At 56.9% G+C, this 17407-nt stretch carries 17 protein-coding genes; 11 read left to right on the top strand and 6 right to left on the bottom strand.

Annotated elements, in window-relative coordinates; translation table 11 throughout:
• Window positions 1–61: 61 nt before the first annotated feature.
• Both Q7O77_RS01905 and Q7O77_RS01900 read right to left on the bottom strand, forming a co-directional pair.
• On the bottom strand, window positions 62–829 hold the full coding sequence (locus Q7O77_RS01905; RefSeq protein WP_304163047.1) for an amidohydrolase: 768 nt from the start codon (window positions 827–829) through the stop codon (window positions 62–64).
• The gene (locus tag Q7O77_RS01900) at window positions 817–1974 is read right to left on the bottom strand and encodes a pyridoxal phosphate-dependent aminotransferase (RefSeq protein ID WP_304163046.1); all 1158 of its coding nucleotides are present in this window, start codon (window positions 1972–1974) and stop codon (window positions 817–819) included. Before Q7O77_RS01900 ends, Q7O77_RS01905 begins: the two co-directional genes overlap by 13 nt.
• 290 nt (window positions 1975–2264) lie before the next feature.
• Between Q7O77_RS01900 and Q7O77_RS01895 the strand changes: the two genes are divergently transcribed.
• Window positions 2265–3341: a glycoside hydrolase family 19 protein gene (locus Q7O77_RS01895; RefSeq protein WP_304163045.1), complete on the top strand. Its 1077-nt coding sequence runs from the start codon at window positions 2265–2267 to the stop codon at window positions 3339–3341.
• A gap of 100 nt (window positions 3342–3441) precedes the next feature.
• On the opposite strand, the gene Q7O77_RS01890 is transcribed toward Q7O77_RS01895, so the two are convergent.
• On the bottom strand, window positions 3442–3939 hold the full coding sequence (locus Q7O77_RS01890) for a hypothetical protein (RefSeq protein WP_304163044.1): 498 nt from the start codon (window positions 3937–3939) through the stop codon (window positions 3442–3444).
• A gap of 217 nt (window positions 3940–4156) precedes the next feature.
• Between Q7O77_RS01890 and Q7O77_RS01885 the strand changes: the two genes are divergently transcribed.
• Genes Q7O77_RS01885 through Q7O77_RS01875 form a run of 3 tightly spaced genes read left to right on the top strand, consistent with a single transcriptional unit; the run spans window position 4157 to window position 5996 of the window.
• On the top strand, window positions 4157–4771 hold the full coding sequence (locus tag Q7O77_RS01885; RefSeq protein WP_304163043.1) for a methylthioribulose 1-phosphate dehydratase: 615 nt from the start codon (window positions 4157–4159) through the stop codon (window positions 4769–4771).
• Complete coding sequence (gene mtnC, locus Q7O77_RS01880) at window positions 4768–5457, top strand: acireductone synthase (RefSeq protein WP_304163042.1); 690 nt, start codon at window positions 4768–4770, stop codon at window positions 5455–5457. The genes Q7O77_RS01885 and mtnC overlap by 4 nt, the downstream gene beginning before the upstream one ends.
• Window positions 5454–5996: an acireductone dioxygenase gene (locus tag Q7O77_RS01875; RefSeq protein ID WP_304163041.1), complete on the top strand. Its 543-nt coding sequence runs from the start codon at window positions 5454–5456 to the stop codon at window positions 5994–5996. Before mtnC ends, Q7O77_RS01875 begins: the two co-directional genes overlap by 4 nt.
• 57 nt (window positions 5997–6053) lie before the next feature.
• Here the strand turns inward: Q7O77_RS01875 and mtnA are convergent, their stop codons facing one another.
• A complete protein-coding gene (gene mtnA, locus Q7O77_RS01870; RefSeq protein ID WP_304163040.1) occupies window positions 6054–7085 on the bottom strand; it encodes an S-methyl-5-thioribose-1-phosphate isomerase in 1032 nt (343 codons plus the stop codon).
• 140 nt (window positions 7086–7225) lie between these two features.
• On the opposite strand from mtnA, the gene mtnK reads away from it, so the two are divergent.
• The 4 genes from mtnK (at window position 7226) to Q7O77_RS01850 (ending at window position 11703) form a co-directional block, all read left to right on the top strand.
• The gene (gene mtnK / locus Q7O77_RS01865; RefSeq protein ID WP_304163038.1) at window positions 7226–8428 is read left to right on the top strand and encodes an S-methyl-5-thioribose kinase; all 1203 of its coding nucleotides are present in this window, start codon (window positions 7226–7228) and stop codon (window positions 8426–8428) included.
• Window positions 8429–8829: 401 nt separating this feature from the next.
• Window positions 8830–9852: an alpha/beta hydrolase gene (locus Q7O77_RS01860; RefSeq protein ID WP_304163036.1), complete on the top strand. Its 1023-nt coding sequence runs from the start codon at window positions 8830–8832 to the stop codon at window positions 9850–9852.
• 256 nt (window positions 9853–10108) lie between these two features.
• Window positions 10109–10690, top strand: a complete 582-nt coding sequence (gene lpcA / locus Q7O77_RS01855; RefSeq protein ID WP_085653026.1) for a D-sedoheptulose 7-phosphate isomerase — start codon at window positions 10109–10111, stop codon at window positions 10688–10690.
• A 245-nt stretch (window positions 10691–10935) separates the two neighbouring features.
• Entirely contained in the window at window positions 10936–11703 is a 768-nt protein-coding gene (locus tag Q7O77_RS01850) for a class II glutamine amidotransferase (protein ID WP_085653025.1), read from the top strand.
• Here Q7O77_RS01850 and dpaA read toward each other — a convergent pair.
• Window positions 11674–12396: a peptidoglycan meso-diaminopimelic acid protein amidase gene (dpaA, locus tag Q7O77_RS01845; protein ID WP_085653024.1), complete on the bottom strand. Its 723-nt coding sequence runs from the start codon at window positions 12394–12396 to the stop codon at window positions 11674–11676. The two genes, Q7O77_RS01850 and dpaA, sit on opposite strands and share 30 nt — an antisense overlap.
• Before the next feature lie 501 nt (window positions 12397–12897).
• On the opposite strand from dpaA, the gene dinB reads away from it, so the two are divergent.
• Window positions 12898–13959 carry a DNA polymerase IV gene (dinB, locus tag Q7O77_RS01840; protein WP_304163030.1) on the top strand — a complete coding sequence of 354 codons (1062 nt, stop codon included), beginning with the start codon at window positions 12898–12900 and terminating at the stop codon, window positions 13957–13959.
• 71 nt (window positions 13960–14030) lie between these two features.
• Here dinB and pepD read toward each other — a convergent pair whose 3' ends face one another.
• Window positions 14031–15491, bottom strand: coding sequence for a beta-Ala-His dipeptidase (gene pepD / locus Q7O77_RS01835; protein WP_304163028.1), 1461 nt, complete (start codon window positions 15489–15491; stop codon window positions 14031–14033).
• Window positions 15492–15832: 341 nt separating this feature from the next.
• Here pepD and gpt point away from each other — a divergent pair, with 341 nt between their 5' ends.
• Together gpt and frsA are read left to right on the top strand one after the other, a co-directional pair.
• Window positions 15833–16291, top strand: a complete 459-nt coding sequence (gene gpt / locus Q7O77_RS01830; RefSeq protein WP_026739764.1) for a xanthine phosphoribosyltransferase — start codon at window positions 15833–15835, stop codon at window positions 16289–16291.
• A 152-nt stretch (window positions 16292–16443) separates the two neighbouring features.
• Window positions 16444–17407: esterase FrsA (gene frsA, locus Q7O77_RS01825; protein WP_304163025.1), on the top strand; the 964-nt coding region annotated here is incomplete at its 3' end.

Raw genomic sequence — 17407 nt, 5'->3', positions numbered from 1 at the left:
CTTTGCTGCATCAGTGTAAGCGCTGACTTACATCATGAGGCAGCAAGCAGCGTAGCGCTGACTAGAGGGTGAATGCGTCCGCGTCGCGCCAGGCGGGGAAGGCTTCCCGATAGGCTTGCAGCGCTTCCAGCGATAGCTCCGCATCCAGCCGCGCGGGCTGATTCTCTGGGGCGCTGGCCAGCGTCTGACCGAGCGGATCGAGGATGACGCTGTCGCCCTGATAGCTATGGCCGTTGTTATCGGTGCCGACGCGGTTACAGCCCGCCACATAGCTCTGATTTTCAATCGCACGGGCCGTCAGCAGCGTCTTCCAGTGATGAGCGCGCGGCGTCGGCCAGTTGGCGACATACAGCAGCAGATCGTAATCCTGCTGATTGCGCGCCCAGACCGGGAAGCGCAGGTCGTAGCAGACCAGCGGCATGATGCGCCAGCCGCGCCACTCCACCACCAGCTTCTTCTTTCCTGCCTGATAATACTGATGTTCGTTCGCCATGCGGAACAGGTGCCGCTTGTCGTAGCGGTACAGCGTGCCGTGCGGATCGGCGAACAGAAAACGGTTCGCCGCCCCTTTCGGGGTCTGCACCGCCACGCTGCCGCCGATGAGCGCATTGGTGCGCTGCGCCCACTGGCAGAGCCAGGCTTCCACGACCGACTGTTCCAGACTGTGTCCGGCGGCTTCCATTGCGAATCCGGTGGTGAACATTTCCGGCAGCAGAATCAGGTCGCGTCCGGTAATGTTTTCCAATAACGCGTCGAAGTGGCTCAGGTTGGCGGGACCATCCATCCACGCCAGCGGTTGTTGCAGTAGGGTGATTTTTAAAGTCGACATAGGCGCTCCGCAGCAGCATCCAACGTTGATTCCTGTTTGGCAAAACATAGCCGAATCAAGGTGTGGGGGAAAGGGTCTGCGCAGAAAACCGACAGCGGAATGGCGGCGACGCCGACATGTTCGGTCATCCAGCGGCAGAAGCTCACGTCATCCTGCGTCGAAATCGCTTTGTAGTCCGCCAGCAGGAAGTAGGTGCCCTGACACGGCAACAGCTCAAAGCGGCTGGTCGACAGCGCATTCACGAAACGATCTCGTCGCGCCCGATAAAAATCAGGCAGTTCGCGCCAGTGTTCCGGGTGTTCCCGCAGCATATCGGCAATCGCCAGCTGTGCAGGCGTGTTGACGGCAAACGTCAGATATTGATGGATTTTGCGTAGTTCGGCGCTGATAGGCGCGGGAGCCACGCAGTAGCCCACTTTCCAGCCGGTCATATGGAACGTTTTGCCGAAGGACGAGACGGCGACCGCACGCTGGCGAAGCTCGGGATGCGCCAGAACGCTGGCATGACCTTCCGAGTCGAAGCAGATGTGCTCGTACACTTCATCGCTCAACACGTAAATTTCGCGCTCCGCAATCGCCTGCCACAGGGCGTCGAAATCCGATTTTTGCCAGACGGTGGCGGACGGGTTGTGCGGCGTGTTGAGGATCACCAACCGGGTTTTATCGCTCAGCAGCTCGGCGAACTGCGCCCAATCCACCTGAAAAGCGGGGGGCTGTAGCGCCAGACGCTTCACTATGCCGCCAGCCAATTCGATGGCTGGCGCATAGCAGTCATAGCTCGGGTCGAAGCAGATCACTTCATCACCCTGGCGCACCAGCGCGCTGATGGCGGCGAACAGGGCTTCCGTCGCGCCAGCCGTGACCGTGATTTCATGGTCGACATCCGGTTTCCAGCCGTACAGCTGCGCGGTTTTTTCCGCAATAGCCTGTCGCAGCGGCGCGACGCCGGTCATCGGCGCGTACTGATTCGCCCCCTGGCTAACGTGATAGGCCAGACGCTCCTGCAGATACTGAGGACCGTCGAAATCAGGGAAGCCCTGCGACAGGTTGATCGCCTGATGCTTCTGCGCCAGCGCGCTCATCTGGGTGAAGATCGTCGTGCCGAGAGAAGGGAGTTTACTGTGGGGAATTAGCGCCGCGCTCATGACTGAATACAACTCCTGCAAACGTGTATAGCTAGCCAATATATCACGCTGTCAATAATTGGCAATTAAGACGTTTGAACGTCTATATGGCTAAATGACATAACGCGTCAGCGAGGAGAAAACGGACTTATCGGATTGTTATTTAAGGAAAAGGTTGTTGAAGTTTGTTTTTAAACCAGAGAGCGATAAAGGACGGATATAAGTCGGCATAAACAATCCTGAGGAACAGGAACCCCAGCGTGAATGCTGGATAGTTGGCACATTGGAAAACATAAGGACATTGTTTGTTTATGAATAACGTAATGAAAAACGTCGAGATTATTGATTTTGAAAACGGTCAATCTATTCGAAACCCCAAAGAGTTATATGCCACATTGATACCGTATGAAAAGTTGATTTTCAGCGTGAAACAGTTACCCCAAAGCCTGTCGTCTTATCTCCCGCCCCGTGTTTATTTGACGCCCCGTCGAGCCGCCAATGCGTTAGCCTCAAGGGCAAAGGTTTGTGCCCGCGCGATGCTGGCGACGGCGCTACCGCGAACCTTTCTTCATTCAACGTTACCGATGACGGGGCAGGCGTATGGAACCACTACGGCGGAACCGACCACCTGCGCCTGTCGCCGTGATATTACGTTCGCCGAGTTACGAAAAATTGCCCCGGAGGCGGACGAAGACACGCTGACGACGTACCTGAAAGCGTTCAACGCGGGATTCGCCAAATACGGAATGACCACATGCAGGGAGAAAGCGCATTTTCTCGCACAGTGCTGTCACGAAAGTATGGGCTTGGTCTACACCGCGGAAATCGGCGGGAGTCAAAAAAGCTATGCGCCCTGGTACGGCCGTGGCTTGATTCAACTGACCTTCGAGAAGAACTATCGCGCCTATGGCAGCGCCGTGGGCGAAGATGTTTATTCCAGTGAAGACAATCGAAATAAACTGACTACCTCGCCTCACTGTGTGACATCCGCCTTTTGGTTTTACATGGATTATGGCAACCAGAATCTGGACAGTTACGCCAAAAAAGATGATTTCAATATGATCACGGCCAGAATTAACGGCGGGTTTAATGGTTATGACGACAGGTTGCGCTATTTCGATAAGGCCGTTGAGGTGCTGAGATGTGAGCACCTGAATCAATTAAGAAAGGAAAAAGGATTCACGTTCGAGGAAAGCGCCATTTATAACAATAAAGTCTATGCGTACAGCTGGGGGCGTTATCACGACCCATTAAGCCAAGAGCAGGGCACTCGCAAAGATAAGGTAGAGGCGCTGGTGGCTTACAAAAGGGCGCTGGCGTTATATCAAGCGGCGAAGGATACCGCCAAAGTGAGCGCGATCCAGACGCGAATAAACCGTTTAAGTTAAACGACAGGGGCTGATTCAGCCCCTTTTTATTTATCCGTAAATCGCGCAAGCGCATGCGGTGAATGCCACGACGTTTACGTCTTCAATGAAGAGCGACGAATTATTTTGCCAACGCAGACAGTTGATTGACGTCCTCGCCAAATGAGCAGATCACGTCGGGAATTCGATTTTTATCGGAAGAATAAGAGAAAAACTGCCCCGTAGGTTCTGCTTGCGTCGCGAGCGTTTTGAATGAACCCATGCTGTATCTAATCCCGTTGATGTGGAAGCTGACCACATTGTACTCCGGTGATGTTCTGATGCTGCGGCGATAGGTTCGACTGATTTCCTGCACGGTTTCATCCAAGACATCGCTTTTGCCGTTATAGGTCAATATCAACTTCCCCTCCCGTTTTGCCAGTGTGATGTTATCGTCATCGTCCGTCGGACAAGAAAACAGCAACGTGTCGTCAGGCGACGGGGCGGCCTGAGTTGGCGGACAGAAAACGAAAAAACAGTATAAAAAAGGGGGATTATCCTCCTGCTTTTCACGGTATTCTCCTTGGCGGGAAGGGCCGATGATCTTCTTGAGATCCCCGTTTTCTCCGGGTAATCTCACGCGTTAATGTGATACCTGTCATCATGCGAAGGCGCCTAGCGTATATGCCACCGATCGAATCAGAGAGGTGAAACGCAGGCGGAATGAGACCCGCGCATTGATCTGTATTTCTCTCTGATATTTATAAAAATTCATGCTCAATGAGCGGCAATAACAACACTGAACGCCGACGGTTGCGTCGGAACGTTTGGGGATTCACCTGCACTGGGAATAGACCATGAGCGATAACGTATTTTTGGCCGACCTGCTGGCGGCCTGCCACTGGATCGGGGAAAAAGGCTTGTGTCCTGCCACCGGCGGCAATATGTCCGTCCGTCTCGATGAGACGCGTAGCCTGATCACGGCATCGGGCAAAGACAAGGGCAACCTGAAACCGGAAGACTTTCTACAGGTCGATATTGCCACCAACCACGTGCCCAGCGGCCGTACGCCGTCTGCGGAAACCGGTTTGCACACCTTGCTGTATCGCCTCGACGCGCATATCGGCGCCGTGCTGCATACACACTCGGTCAACGCCACGGTGTTGTCTCGTGTAGAGAAAAGCGATGCCTTGATGCTGGAAGGCTACGAGATGCAGAAGTCGCTGGCAGGCCAGCGTTCGCATCTGGACCGAGTGATCATCCCTATTTTCGATAACGATCAGGATATTCCGGCGCTGGCCGAGCGGGTGGCGGTTCGCCATGCGTCCACGCCGCTGCGTTACGGTTTCCTGGTGCGCGGCCACGGCCTGTACTGCTGGGGACAGAACGTGCAGGAAGCGCGACGTCATCTCGAGGGGCTGGAGTTTCTGTTCCAGTGCGAACTGCAACGACGTTTGCTGGAGGCGCAATGATTAAGGCTATCGTGACCGACATTGAAGGCACCACCAGCGACATTCGCTTCGTACACGACGTTCTGTTTCCCTACGCGCGCGCTCGTCTGGCGGACATCGTGGCTCAGGCCAGCGAGCAGCAGGAAGTCGCCGATGCGCTGGCGGCGCTGCGGACCGAGCTTGGGCAGCCGGAAGCCAGCGAGACTGAGCTGGTGGACGCGCTGGCGCAGTTTATGGATCAAGATCGCAAGTCGACGGCGCTGAAAACGTTGCAGGGCATTATCTGGCGCACCGGCTATCGGCAGGGCGACTTCCACGGCCACGTTTACAGCGATGTCGCGCCGCAGCTGCATGCGTGGCTTGAGCAGGGCATCAAGCTGTACGTTTACTCTTCCGGTTCGGTCGAGGCGCAGCAATTGCTGTTCGGCCACAGCGACGTCGGTGACTTACGGCCGCTGTTCAGCGGTTATTTCGATACCCGCGTCGGTGCCAAACGCGAAGTCGCTTCCTATCGGAACATCGCCGAAGCCATTGCGCTTCCGGCGGCTGAAATCCTGTTCCTTTCGGATATTCATCAGGAGCTGGACGCGGCGCGAAGCGCCGGTTGGCATACCTGTCAGCTGCTGCGCGGCGAAGCAGACCCCCACAGCGATCACCCGCAGGTGAGCCGCTTCGATCATATCGACGTACAGGAGATTTCCTCATGAGCGCACTCACTATTTTCAGCGACCAAGACGCATCACAACCGGTGTGGCAGAGCCAGGATGCAGAGGCGATCCGTCAGCGTTTGACGGCAATCGGCGTCCGCTTCGAACGTTGGCAGGCGGATCGCGCATTGAGCGCCGAGCCTGACGCGGAAGAGGTGCTGGCGGCCTATCAGCACGAAATCAATAAACTGGTGGCGGAAAAAGGCTATCAGAGCTGGGATGTGATCAGCATGCGCGCCGACAATCCTCAGAAGGAAGCGCTGCGCGGCAAGTTTTTGTCTGAGCATACGCACGGGGAAGATGAAGTGCGTTTCTTTGTCGAGGGCGCGGGGCTGTTCTGCCTGCATGTCGAAGGACAGATCTTCCAGATCCTGTGTGAGAAGAACGATCTGTTGTCCGTCCCGGCGGGAACGCCGCACTGGTTCGATATGGGATCGTCTCCGAACTTTACGGCCATTCGCCTGTTCGATAACCCGGAAGGGTGGGTTGCGCACTTCACCGGCGACGATATCGCTACGGCGTATCCGAAGCTCGCCTGATATTCCTGCCTCTCAACGCCTCCCCACCCGCGCGGCGGGGAGGCGTGTTCTACCGCATTAACGCGATAACGTCTGCTGAAAAATACCTTCCTGCACCTGCTCGGGCGTAATCACACCGCTGTCCAGCACCCAACCGCTAATCAAGGCGGCCGGGGTGACGTCGAACGCCGGGTTATAGACAGGCGCATCCTGCGGCGCCCACTGGGTATGGCCAAAGCTTCCTGAAACGCCGGTGACTTCGGCGGCCGCGCGTTGTTCGATGGGGATCGCTCCGCCATCCGGGCAGTGCGGATCGTGCGTTGTATGAGGCGCGGCGACGTAGAACGGAATGCGGTGATACTGCGCCAGTACCGCCAGGCTGTAGGTGCCGATTTTGTTGGCGATATCGCCGTTGGCAGCGATGCGGTCTGCGCCCACCCATACGGCATCGACCTGGCCCTGCGCCATCAGCGATGCCGCCATGGAGTCGCAGATCAGATGATAGGGAATGCCTAATTCACCTAGCTCCCAGGCGGTCAGGCGTCCGCCTTGCAGCAACGGCCGGGTTTCATCCACCCACACGTTTTCTATCTTGCCTTGCTGATGTGCGCGCAGCAGAACGCCGATCGCCGTGCCGACGCCCGCCGTCGCCAGTCCGCCGGTATTGCAGTGCGTCAGCAGCCGACTGCCGGGGGTGACCAGCGCAGCGCCGTAATCCGCGATGCGATCGCACAGGGCGCGATCTTCCTCAATCAGCCGCAGGGCTTCCTGTCCCAGTGCCGGGATCCACTCCGGCGCCGCCAGCGCTTGCTTCATGCGATCAAGATTGTTCATCAGGTTGACGGCGGTCGGGCGTGCCGCGCGCAGCGTCTCCAGCGCGGTCGCCAGCGCTGATTGAGAGAGGCCGTGTTCCGCCAGCAAAGCCAGCAGCAGACTCGCCGATAGCCCGATGACCGGTGCGCCGCGTACGCGCAGCGCTTTGATGTGTTCCACCAGCGCATCGACGTCTGGGCAGGGATGCCAGACCTTCTCCTGAGGCAGCGCCTGCTGATCGAGGATCCAGAGCTGGTTATCAATAACCTTTAGGCTTGTGGTGTTAATGTTTTGCATTTAGGGTTAAATCCGTGTTGCGCTATTGCATCAATTTTTTAATTCTGCCAGTATGCTTTTCGGATGTATAGACGTCCAAACGCTTTTATGTCTAAAACAACAAGAAAATGGCACAGACACCGCCTACCAGGGGATTCGCAATGTCACAATACCGTACTTTTCATGCAGACGATGCCGTAGCATACGCCCGCCAATACGGCGGCGTGGCAGAGGCGCATACGTTGGTTGACGCCGAAGAGATTGGCGACGGCAACCTGAATCTGGTCTTTAAAATTCGCGACACGCAGGGCGTCAGCCGTGTGATCGTCAAACAGGCATTGCCCTATGTGCGCTGCGTCGGCGAGTCGTGGCCGCTGACGCTGGACAGATCGCGCATCGAAGCGGAAACCTTGCTGACCCACGCGCAGTTTTGCCCGCAGCATACCGTCTCGGTGTTGCATTACGATCCTGAACTGGCGGTGATGGTGCAGGAAGATCTGTCCGATCACCGCATCTGGCGTAACGAGCTGGTCGCCGGGCGTCATTACCCGCAGGCGGCCGCTCAATTGGGCGAATATTTGGCGCAAACGCTATTCCATACCTCGGATTTCTATCAGCCGCCGCACGAGAAAAAGGCGGCCGTCAGCCGTTTCACCAACCCGGAGCTGTGTCAGATTACGGAAGATCTGTTCTTTACCGATCCGTATATCGACCATGAACGCAATCAGTTCGAGCCAGAACTCCTGCCGAACGTACTGGCGCTGCGGGAAGATCGCGAGGTGAAACGCGCGGTGGCGGCCTTGAAACACGGTTTTCTCGCCAAAGCGGAAGCGCTGTTGCACGGCGATGTGCATAGCGGGTCGATTTTCGTCGCGGAAGGCAAGCTCAAGGTGATTGACGCCGAGTTCGGTTTCTACGGCCCTATCGGTTTTGACGTAGGCTCTGCGTTGGGGAACCTGCTGTTGAACTACTGCGGCGCGGCCGGGCTGTTGGGGGTTGAAGCGGCGAAGGCGGCCCGATCTCAGCGTCTCGACGAGTGTGCCACGCTGTGGCGAACGTTTGCTGAGCGTTTCGTGGCGCTGTGCGCAGAAGAAGGCCGTGAGCCAGCGCTGGCGGCTGAGGGCTATGCCGAACTGTTTTTACGTCAGGTGTGGCAAGACGCTATTGGCTACTGCGGTACCGAATTGATTCGTCGCACCATCGGTTTGGCTCATGTGGCGGATCTGGACAGTATCGCGGACACTCAGGCGCGATTGGCCGCCAAAAAGCATGCGCTGGCGCTGGGCCGGGCGCTGATCGTCGACGCGCAGGCTGTCGGCGACATCGACGCGCTTTTGACGCGGATCCGTCAGTTCGACGTCTGATCAACTCCGTATCGCCGCCGTCACGACAGGAAAATAGAATCCGTGGCGGTGGTCGAAGCACCGGATATCGAGCTCATTTGTCATGGCGGCGCGCCTGCGCTTTAACGCTGCGCGCAATTTTACTCCTCGTTGTTCCTCCTCGTTCCTTCCCCACATATCGCTAAATCAAGGGTTCTTTCAGGCAAGTGCTGTCGTGATGAACCGCTTGAATGTGTCACTGTTTTTGAATGAGGGCTTTGCGACGTTGAGGCTGCGTGGGCGTTGTTCATCTTTTCATAAAACACCGAAGGTTAAAGTCGGTGGATTGTGACTATTTTCACCTATCATTTTCATGAGCAGGGTTGCATTAACCATCATGAACGCTTGGCTTTCGGCATCAACGCGCTGATAGAGGGGAGAAGATGAAAAAATGTGCTTGTCATCAACATGACGGCAGCCTGTTACCGTCGTCGGGGATCGCTCATGCGGCCAGTGCTGACCCGTATATTGAACGTGAAACGCAGGCTTTGTTGACTGCGCTGAACCGCGGGGACGGCAAACCGATTGAACAAGGCTCCCCGGCCGAGGCACGACAGGTGCTGTCCGATCTGCAGGCGAGCGTCGATGTGGATATGTCCGGCGTCGTCATCTCACATAAAACGATTCAGGTGGACGGACATCCGCTGGCATTGACCATCGTACGGCCTGACAACGCCGGGGACATGCCGCCCGCATTCATGTTTTTTCATGGTGGCGGCTGGGTGCTGGGTGATTTCCCGGCCCACCAACGCATGATCAGGGATTTGGTGCGGGCTTCCGGCGCGGCGGCGGTCTTCGTGGACTACACCCTCAGCCCGGAAGCGCATTATCCCGTGGCGATCCATCAGGCCTATGCCGCAACCCAATGGGTGTCTGAGCACGGCGCGGAGATCAACGTCGATGGACAGCGTCTGGCCGTTGTTGGCAATAGCGCGGGCGGTAACATGGCGACGGTGGTCAGCTTGATGGCGAAAGAACGCGGTACGCCGACGCTTCGTTATCAGGTGCTTTTCTGCCCGGTCACGGATGCTGGATTCGATACGGAATCTTACCGACGTTTTGCTGAGGGCCGCTTTTTGACGCGCGCCATGATGACCTGGTTCTGGGACCACTACACGACTAATGACGCGGAGCGCGCCGAGATTTACGCATCGCCGCTGAGGGCGAGCGAAGCGCAGTTGAAAGGGTTACCGCCAGCCCTGATCCAAACCGCAGAAAACGATGTGCTGCGAGACGAAGGGGAAGCCTATGCTCGCCATCTGAATGCGGCGGGCGTCGACGTCGTGCAGGTACGTTACAACGGTATGATCCACGACTTCGGTTTTCACAACGCGTTGGTGAAGGTGCCGGAAGCTCAGGCCGCGCTGGACCAGGCTGGCAGGCTGCTGAAAAAGCATCTGCAGTAATCACCGGATGTTGACGTTGTGTTTGCATGCCACCTGGCGCCGATTCGTCGGCGGTTTTTTGATACCGGTGGCGCCTTTTAGCGTTTTTCCGTGTGACCCAAGGCGTCCAGATGGCGGGCATTGCGCGCAAAATAACCGCTCCGGCGTGACCGCTGCCGCGAATCATGCCAATCGACCATTGTCCGCTTCTCCGGGTTTGGGCGATCCGTTACACTGCACGACAGACCATCGTGATATCACCTAATGAGAGGGTTCCATGTATCAGGACTTAATCCGTAAAGAGCTAACCGAAGCGGCGGATACGCTGAATACCTTTTTAAGCGACGATGCCAATATTCAGTCGATTCAGGCCGCTGCGGTACTGCTGGCGGACGCTTTCAAAGCGGGCGGAAAGGTTATCTCCTGTGGGAACGGCGGTTCTCATTGTGATGCCATGCATTTCGCCGAAGAGCTGACCGGCCGCTACCGTGAAAACCGAGCGGGACTGCCAGCGATTGCCATTTCCGATCCGAGTCATATTTCCTGCGTCGGCAATGATTTTGGCTACGACTTCGTGTTCTCGCGCTACATCGAGTCGCTGGGACGGGAAGGGGATGTGCTGCTCGGGATTTCCACCTCGGGTAATTCCGGTAACATCATCCGGGCCATTGCGGCCGCGCGCGCCAAGCGTATGAAAGTCATCACGCTGACCGGTAAAGACGGCGGCAAAATGGCCGGTTCGGCGGACGTTGAAATCCGCGTGCCGCATTTTGGCTACGCCGACCGTATTCAAGAAATCCATATCAAAGCGATCCATATCCTGATCCAGCTGATTGAAAAGGAAATGGCGGAGAGCTAATCGTGCATTAGGCCGCATCCCGCCCCATGCGGGGTGCGGTCGTTGCCGTAAGATCGTTTCATCAAGGCGCGGACCGGCGCTCGGCAGAAGACGGTCTTCATACGTTGGCCCGAAGGAACAGGGCGGCGTTGTTCGTCGTCGATTGAGGCCATCCACACCGCACGGCTCGCGCCTTGAGACGCAGCCTAATCACCGCCAGCGGCTCTCAGGTTCTAATGGCGGGTCACAAAGGTAAGGAACCAACCATGTGTGAACTGCTTGGGATGAGCGCCAATGTCCCAACTGATATCTGTTTTAGTTTTTCCGGGCTGATGCAACGCGGCGGCCGCACCGGACCGCATCGTGACGGCTGGGGCATTACCTTTTACGAAGGGAACGGTTGCCGAACGTTCAAAGATCCCCTGCCCAGCGCCACGTCGCCTATCGCGCAGCTGGTGCAGAAATATCCCATCAAGTCCTGCGCCGTGGTGTCGCATATCCGTCAGGCTAACCGCGGGGCGGTGGCGCTGGAAAATACCCATCCGTTTACTCGCGAGCTGTGGGGAAGAAACTGGACGTTCGCCCATAACGGCCAACTGAAAGGCTACCGCAGCCTGAAAACCGGAACCTATCGCCCGGTAGGCCAGACGGACAGCGAATACGCATTCTGCTGGTTGCTTCATCATCTCTCGTTACGCTATCCCCGCACGCCATCGCACTGGCCCTCGGTGTTTCGCTACATCGCTTCGCTGGCGGAAACGCTGAGCAAAAAGGGGGTGTTCAACATGCTGTTATCCGACGGGCATTTCGTGATGGGGTATTGCTCCACACGGCTGTGCTGGATTACGCGTCGCGCGCCTTTCGGCAAGGCGACGTTGCTGGATGATGATGTGGAGATCGATTTTCAGCAGCAGACCACGCCGGATGACGTGGTGACCGTGCTCGCGACGCAGCCGCTGACAGGGAATGAAACCTGGCATCAGATTGAGCCAGGCGAGTTCGTGTTATTCCACTTTGGTGAGCGCGTAGTTTGAAAACGGGTTCTTGTTCGGGGTCGACTGATTCACCATATACTGGCCGTTGAACACCGCGACGGCGGGCGGCTGGTGATGTTGGTTGAAGTAGGCGTAACCCGGCTGCAATTGCTGCCAGAAACTGGCGTAAGTCGAATTGCGATGCCGCTGCAGGTTTTTGTCCGTCATGCGGAAGGGGTAGATCGCCAGTTCGACCTTCGCCTGCCCGTTCAATAGCGCCCGTTCGACGTAGGTGTAGATCTCATCGATGTACTGATTGGTCATGGCATAACAGCCGACCGACACGCATTCGCCGTGGATCATCAGATAGCGTCCGGAATAGCCCTGAGAGCGGTCATATTCGTTGGGGAATCCGACGTTGATGGCGCGGTGAAAGTGGCTATCCGGCTTAAGCTGATGCAAATCGACCTGATAAAATCCTTCCGGACTCTTCATATCGCCTTCCACCCGTTTGGGACCGAGACCGCCCGAGTATTTGCAGATGGGATAGCTTTGCACCAGACGATAATCGGTGCCGACTTTGGCATACAGCTCCAATAACCGCTCTTCTTTGAGTATCTGAATATAGACCGGCGAGCCTAATGCTTGCTGCTTAAATGAGGTCGTTACCGGAATGACTTCGCTTGCATAGCTGGTAACGAAAACGGAAGGCAAAAAAAACAGCGTCGCAAATGACAGTGCGATTTTTTGCATTGATGGATCCTGATAACTGAAGCTGTGTGACATACGGTATTTTTGTGGTGTCGTCCCGTATTCCTGTGCCTAGGGCGGTGTAGCGCTGTCACATTAGCACTGCTTTTATTTTATTCAAGTGAGAAATGATGTCGGAAATCGACGGTTTTGACTCGGTGGGCGGGGGGAGGTCGTCATGCGTGCGGGAATGATGACTCAGGGCGAAGTTGACTCGGCGCGGTGAGGTCATCACGAAGACGTGCTAACACAAAGATATTATTAGGAAACTTGGTGGCTGTCATTCCGCTCGATGCCTTTGGCGAATAGCGGCTGTCGCTGTGACGGTCTGGGAAGCGAACGGTTTTTTATTTTTGCGTTTGTTTTGGGAAAATAAGGCGGATAAGCGCGCGGTAAGGGCATTTGACTTGCCGTGAGTCATTGGCGCGATGTTGTGGCGGTGGTCGGCCAGCTTGCATCACCCTGCTTGGGTACTGTATTTTTATACAGATACCGGAGGGGGATATGCGCAAGATCATTCATGTCGATATGGATTGCTTTTACGCCGCAATTGAAATGCGGGACAACCCGCGCCTGCGCGATATTCCTCTGGCGATCGGCGGCAGCGCGCTGCGGCGCGGCGTGATCAGCACCGCCAATTATCCGGCCCGCCGTTACGGCGTCCACAGCGCGATGGCGACCGCGACCGCTTTGCGGCTTTGTCCTCATCTGACCCTGCTGCCGGGGCGAATGGAGGTCTATAAGGCCGCCTCCCTCCAGATTCGACAGATCTTTGCCCGCTATACCGAACTGATTGAACCGTTATCACTCGACGAAGCCTACCTCGACGTCACCGAGAGCCCTCATTGCAACGGCTCCGCGACGCTCATGGCGCAGGAGATTCGTCAGGCCATTTTCGATGAGCTACATCTGACCGCCTCCGCGGGCGTTGCCCCCATCAAATTTTTGGCGAAGGTCGCCTCTGAACAGAACAAACCTAATGGTCAGTACGTCATTACGCCGGCTTCGGTGGATGAGTTCATTCTGGCGCTGCCGCTGGCGAAGATCCCCGGCGTCGGCAAAGTGACGGCCAGTCGATTGGCTGAACGAGGATTGCATACCTGCGCCGACGTGCGGCGTTATGATTTGTCGGTGCTTTTGAAGTCGTTTGGCAAGTTTGGGCGAGTGCTGTGGGAGCGCTGTCACGGCATTGACGAGCGTCGGGTGTCGCCTGACCGGCTGCGTAAATCCGTCGGCGTCGAGAAAACGCTGGCGCAGGATATTCACGACTGGTCTCAATGCGAAGCGCTGATCGATACGCTGTATGACGAGCTGGAGGTGCGTCTGCGCCGGGTGAAGCCGGATCTGCATATCGCGCGTCAGGGAGTGAAGCTGAAGTTTGATGATTTTCGGCAAACCACGCAGGAGCATGTCTGGCCGGTGCTCAATAAAGAGGATCTTATTGAGTTGGCGAAGCAGACCTGGGAGCAGCGGCGCGAAGCGCGCGGCGTTCGGCTGGTGGGGTTACACGTGACGCTATTAGACCCGCAGTTGGAGCGGCAGTTGGTGTTTAACTGGGAACATTAATGGCGAAGGGTTTGGCACCGCATCCGGCGTTGTGTCCAGCCGGATGCGGGAAGGGTCAAGCGACGGACGCCTTAGCTTTTCTCAGGGATGGCTTTCAGGACCGCGGTCAGCAGTTTCCAATACAGGCCAACGCTGGCGATATTGACCTGTTCATCCGGCGAGTGCGGTCCGGTGATGGTCGGACCGATGGAAACCATATCCATCTCCGGATAGGGCTTCTTGAACAGGCCGCATTCCAGACCGGCGTGGATCACCTGCACGCTCGGCATTTTGTCGAACAGCTGCTGATACGTTTCCCGCACTAATTGCATGACCGGCGATTGCGCATCCGGCTGCCAGCCTGGGTAGCCGCCTTTGGGGCGAGTTTCCGCACCAGCCAGCTGTCCCAGCGACGTCAGCACGCTCACCACATAATCCTTGCCGCTGTCGATCAACGAACGGATCAGGCAGTGCACTTCCGCCTGTGTTTCCGTCATGGTGATCACGCCGACGTTCAGTGAGGTTTCCACCACGCCTTTCACCTCGTCGCTCATGCGGATCACGCCGTTGGGGATCGCGTTGAGCAGGGCCACCAGCCGATCGCGGCTATCGGCGGTCAGGGCCGCCGCGTCATCCGACGAGGGTTCGACCAGAACAGCGATGTTTTTTTCCACTGCGGCCAGTTCATGTTTCAGTACGGCCACATAGTCCTGCGCCGCGGCTTTCAGCGTGGCGACCTTATCTTCCGCGACGGCCAGCGTGACCGCGCTTTCGCGAGGGATGGCGTTGCGCAGCGTTCCGCCGTTCAGATCGAGAATACGGAGGTCCAGCGTTGCCGCCTGTTCCGCCAGAAAACGGCCCAGCAGTTTATTCGCGTTGCCCAGTCCCAGGTGAATATCGCAACCGGAATGTCCGCCTTTCAGCCCTTTAATGACCAGCTTCAGAACCTGATAGCCCGCAGGAACCGCTTCCCGCTGCAGCGGCAGGCGCGTCAGGAAATCGATCCCGCCCGCGCAGCCCATGTAGACTTCGCCTTCCTCTTCCGAGTCGGTGTTGATCAGGATCTCACCTTGCAGCCAGTTCGGCTGCAGGCCGAAAGCGCCGTCCATACCGGACTCTTCCGTCATGGTGAGCAGCACTTCCAGCGGGCCGTGTTCAACGCTGTCGTCGGACAGGACGGCCAGCGTTGACGCCATGCCGATGCCGTTGTCTGCGCCCAGCGTGGTGCCGCGCGCTTTCACCCATTCGCCATCGATGTATGGCTGAATCGGATCTTTCGTGAAATCGTGCGTTGTATCGTTGTTTTTCTGCGGCACCATATCCAGATGTGCTTGCAGCACGACCGGCTTACGGTTTTCCATACCCGGCGTCGCCGGTTTGCGCAGCAGAATGTTGCCGACGCTATCGCGCTCTGCATGAAGGCCGCGCGCCTGCGCCCATGACAAGATGTGCGCCGCCAGCGCCTCTTCATGATAGGAGGGATGCGGAATGGAACAGATCGTGGCAAAAATATCCCACAGGGGCTGTGGGGAAAGCTGAGACAATTCAGACACTATTCACGTCTCCTTTTCAGCAGCCTAAGTCCGCGTCTGGCGCGTGAGGCGCTACAGGTTAAAAAACAATCGTCTTTGAGCATGACGATCAGGCATCATGAGACAGAGTATCACTTTCCCGCCGCCGGGGAGAGTCTGTCAATCGTGGTCGCGTTGAACGGGCTGAGGCAGGCGATAGCCGCGGGATAGCAGACGATGATGACGGGGATTTTGTCGCCATAAACAAAACTCAATCGGATTAAGGCTGGTTTTTATGAGGTTGCCTATCTATAATCTCGCGCAACCTTTTTCCCCCTCCGACTATGATAAAGCCGACTCCACCGTTGGCCGGGATATATTATATGAGTGAAAAATACGTCGTAACCTGGGATATGTTGCAGATTCATGCCCGCAAACTGGCCGAGCGTTTACTGCCGGCGGACCAATGGAAAGGCATCATCGCCGTCAGCCGTGGCGGTCTGGTCCCTGGTTCTCTGCTGGCCCGCGAACTGGGCATCCGTCATGTGGATACCGTATGCATCTCCAGCTACGACCATGACAATCAGCGCGAGCTGAAGGTGCTGAAACGCGCCGAAGGCGATGGCGAAGGCTTCATCGTGGTGGACGATCTGGTCGATACTGGCGGCACCGCCAAAGCGATTCGCGATATGTATCCGAAAGCGCACTTCATCACCATTTTTGCGAAACCGGCTGGGAAACCGCTGGTGGACGATTATCAGGTTGATATCCCGCAGGATACCTGGATTGAGCAGCCTTGGGACATGGGCGTGGTGTTCGTACCGCCGCTGTCTGACCGCTAATCGCTCCCTGATGTATCGTCTATAACGCCCGGCCTTGCCGGGCGTTGTCATTTCTGATTCTTTTCCCTCTCCCGTACTGCTTTTCCTCGTGGTGTTGAGTACACTTTAGCGAAACGCTCTCTCTCTGCTGCTTGACCTTTATGGAGGCTGCCGTGGTTCAGGCCAATCTGTCCGAAAAGCTGTTCAAACCATCCTTCAAACATCCGGAAACCTCTACCCTGATCCCGCGCGCCCACCATTCCACTCGCGCGATGCAATCCGCCCTGGAGGGCAGCAATAACGGCGCCTGGTATCGGATGGTTAACCGCCTGATGTGGATTTGGCGCGGCGTCGCCCCGCTGGAAATCGAAGAGGTCCTGTCGCGCATCGCCGCCAGTACGGCCCCGCGAAGCGACGACACCTTGCTGGATACGGTCATCGGTTATCGCGGCGGAAACTGGATTTACGAATGGGTTGTGCAGGGGATGCGCTGGCAGCAGCAGGCGACGGAAAGCGAGGGCGAGCAGGATGACGAAACAAAAGGGCAGTGCTGGCTGAAGGCCGCTACCCTCTATAGCATCGCCGCTTATCCGCATCTGAAAGGGGATGAGCTTGCCGAACAGGCGCAGACGATGGCGAATCGCGCTTATGAAGAAGCCGCCAACCTCCTGAGCTATGAGCTAAAAACGCTGTCTATTCCGGTCGACGGCGGTGGAACGCTGACCGGTTTTCTGCATATGCCTTCCCAGGGCACCGCGCCGTTCCCCACCGTACTGGTGTGCGGCAGTCTGGACCTGTTGCAAAGCGATTATTACCGCTTGTTCCATGACTATCTGGCACCGGCGGGCATGGCGATGCTGACCATCGATATGCCGTCGGTCGGTTTTTCGTCGCGCTGGAAGCTGGATCAGGACTCTAGTTTTCTGCATCAGCAGGTGTTGAAAGCCTTGCCTGACGCGCCGTGGGTGGATCACACCCGCGTCGGGGCTTTTGGATTCCGCTTCGGCGCCAATATCGCCGTTCGGCTTGCGTATCTGGAATCGCCGCGGCTGAGGGGCGTCGCCTGTCTGGGACCGGTGGTTCACTCGCTGCTCGCCGACGCGGTGCGTCAGCAGGACGTGCCGGACATGTACATGG

Source organism: Lonsdalea britannica, from assembly GCF_946477055.1.
Taxonomy (GTDB): Bacteria; Pseudomonadota; Gammaproteobacteria; order Enterobacterales; family Enterobacteriaceae; genus Lonsdalea; species Lonsdalea britannica_A.
This window is presented reverse-complemented; position numbering and strand designations above follow the sequence as displayed.

Bases quoted from the DNA above. Each gene is read 5' to 3' on its own strand.
- gpt (WP_026739764.1), top strand. From the start codon at position 15,833: ATGAGTGAAAAATACGTCGTAACCTGGGATATGTTGCAGATTCATGCC.
- Q7O77_RS01895 (WP_304163045.1), top strand. From the start codon at position 2,265: ATGAATAACGTAATGAAAAACGTCGAGATTATTGATTTTGAAAACGGT.
- lpcA (WP_085653026.1), top strand. From the start codon at position 10,109: ATGTATCAGGACTTAATCCGTAAAGAGCTAACCGAAGCGGCGGATACG.
- mtnA (WP_304163040.1), bottom strand. From the start codon at position 7,085: ATGCAAAACATTAACACCACAAGCCTAAAGGTTATTGATAACCAGCTC.
- Q7O77_RS01860 (WP_304163036.1), top strand. From the start codon at position 8,830: ATGAAAAAATGTGCTTGTCATCAACATGACGGCAGCCTGTTACCGTCG.
- mtnK (WP_304163038.1), top strand. From the start codon at position 7,226: ATGTCACAATACCGTACTTTTCATGCAGACGATGCCGTAGCATACGCC.
- Q7O77_RS01905 (WP_304163047.1), bottom strand. From the start codon at position 829: ATGTCGACTTTAAAAATCACCCTACTGCAACAACCGCTGGCGTGGATG.
- Q7O77_RS01875 (WP_304163041.1), top strand. From the start codon at position 5,454: ATGAGCGCACTCACTATTTTCAGCGACCAAGACGCATCACAACCGGTG.
- dinB (WP_304163030.1), top strand. From the start codon at position 12,898: ATGCGCAAGATCATTCATGTCGATATGGATTGCTTTTACGCCGCAATT.
- dpaA (WP_085653024.1), bottom strand. From the start codon at position 12,396: ATGCAAAAAATCGCACTGTCATTTGCGACGCTGTTTTTTTTGCCTTCC.
- Q7O77_RS01900 (WP_304163046.1), bottom strand. From the start codon at position 1,974: ATGAGCGCGGCGCTAATTCCCCACAGTAAACTCCCTTCTCTCGGCACG.
- Q7O77_RS01885 (WP_304163043.1), top strand. From the start codon at position 4,157: ATGAGCGATAACGTATTTTTGGCCGACCTGCTGGCGGCCTGCCACTGG.
- mtnC (WP_304163042.1), top strand. From the start codon at position 4,768: ATGATTAAGGCTATCGTGACCGACATTGAAGGCACCACCAGCGACATT.
- Q7O77_RS01850 (WP_085653025.1), top strand. From the start codon at position 10,936: ATGTGTGAACTGCTTGGGATGAGCGCCAATGTCCCAACTGATATCTGT.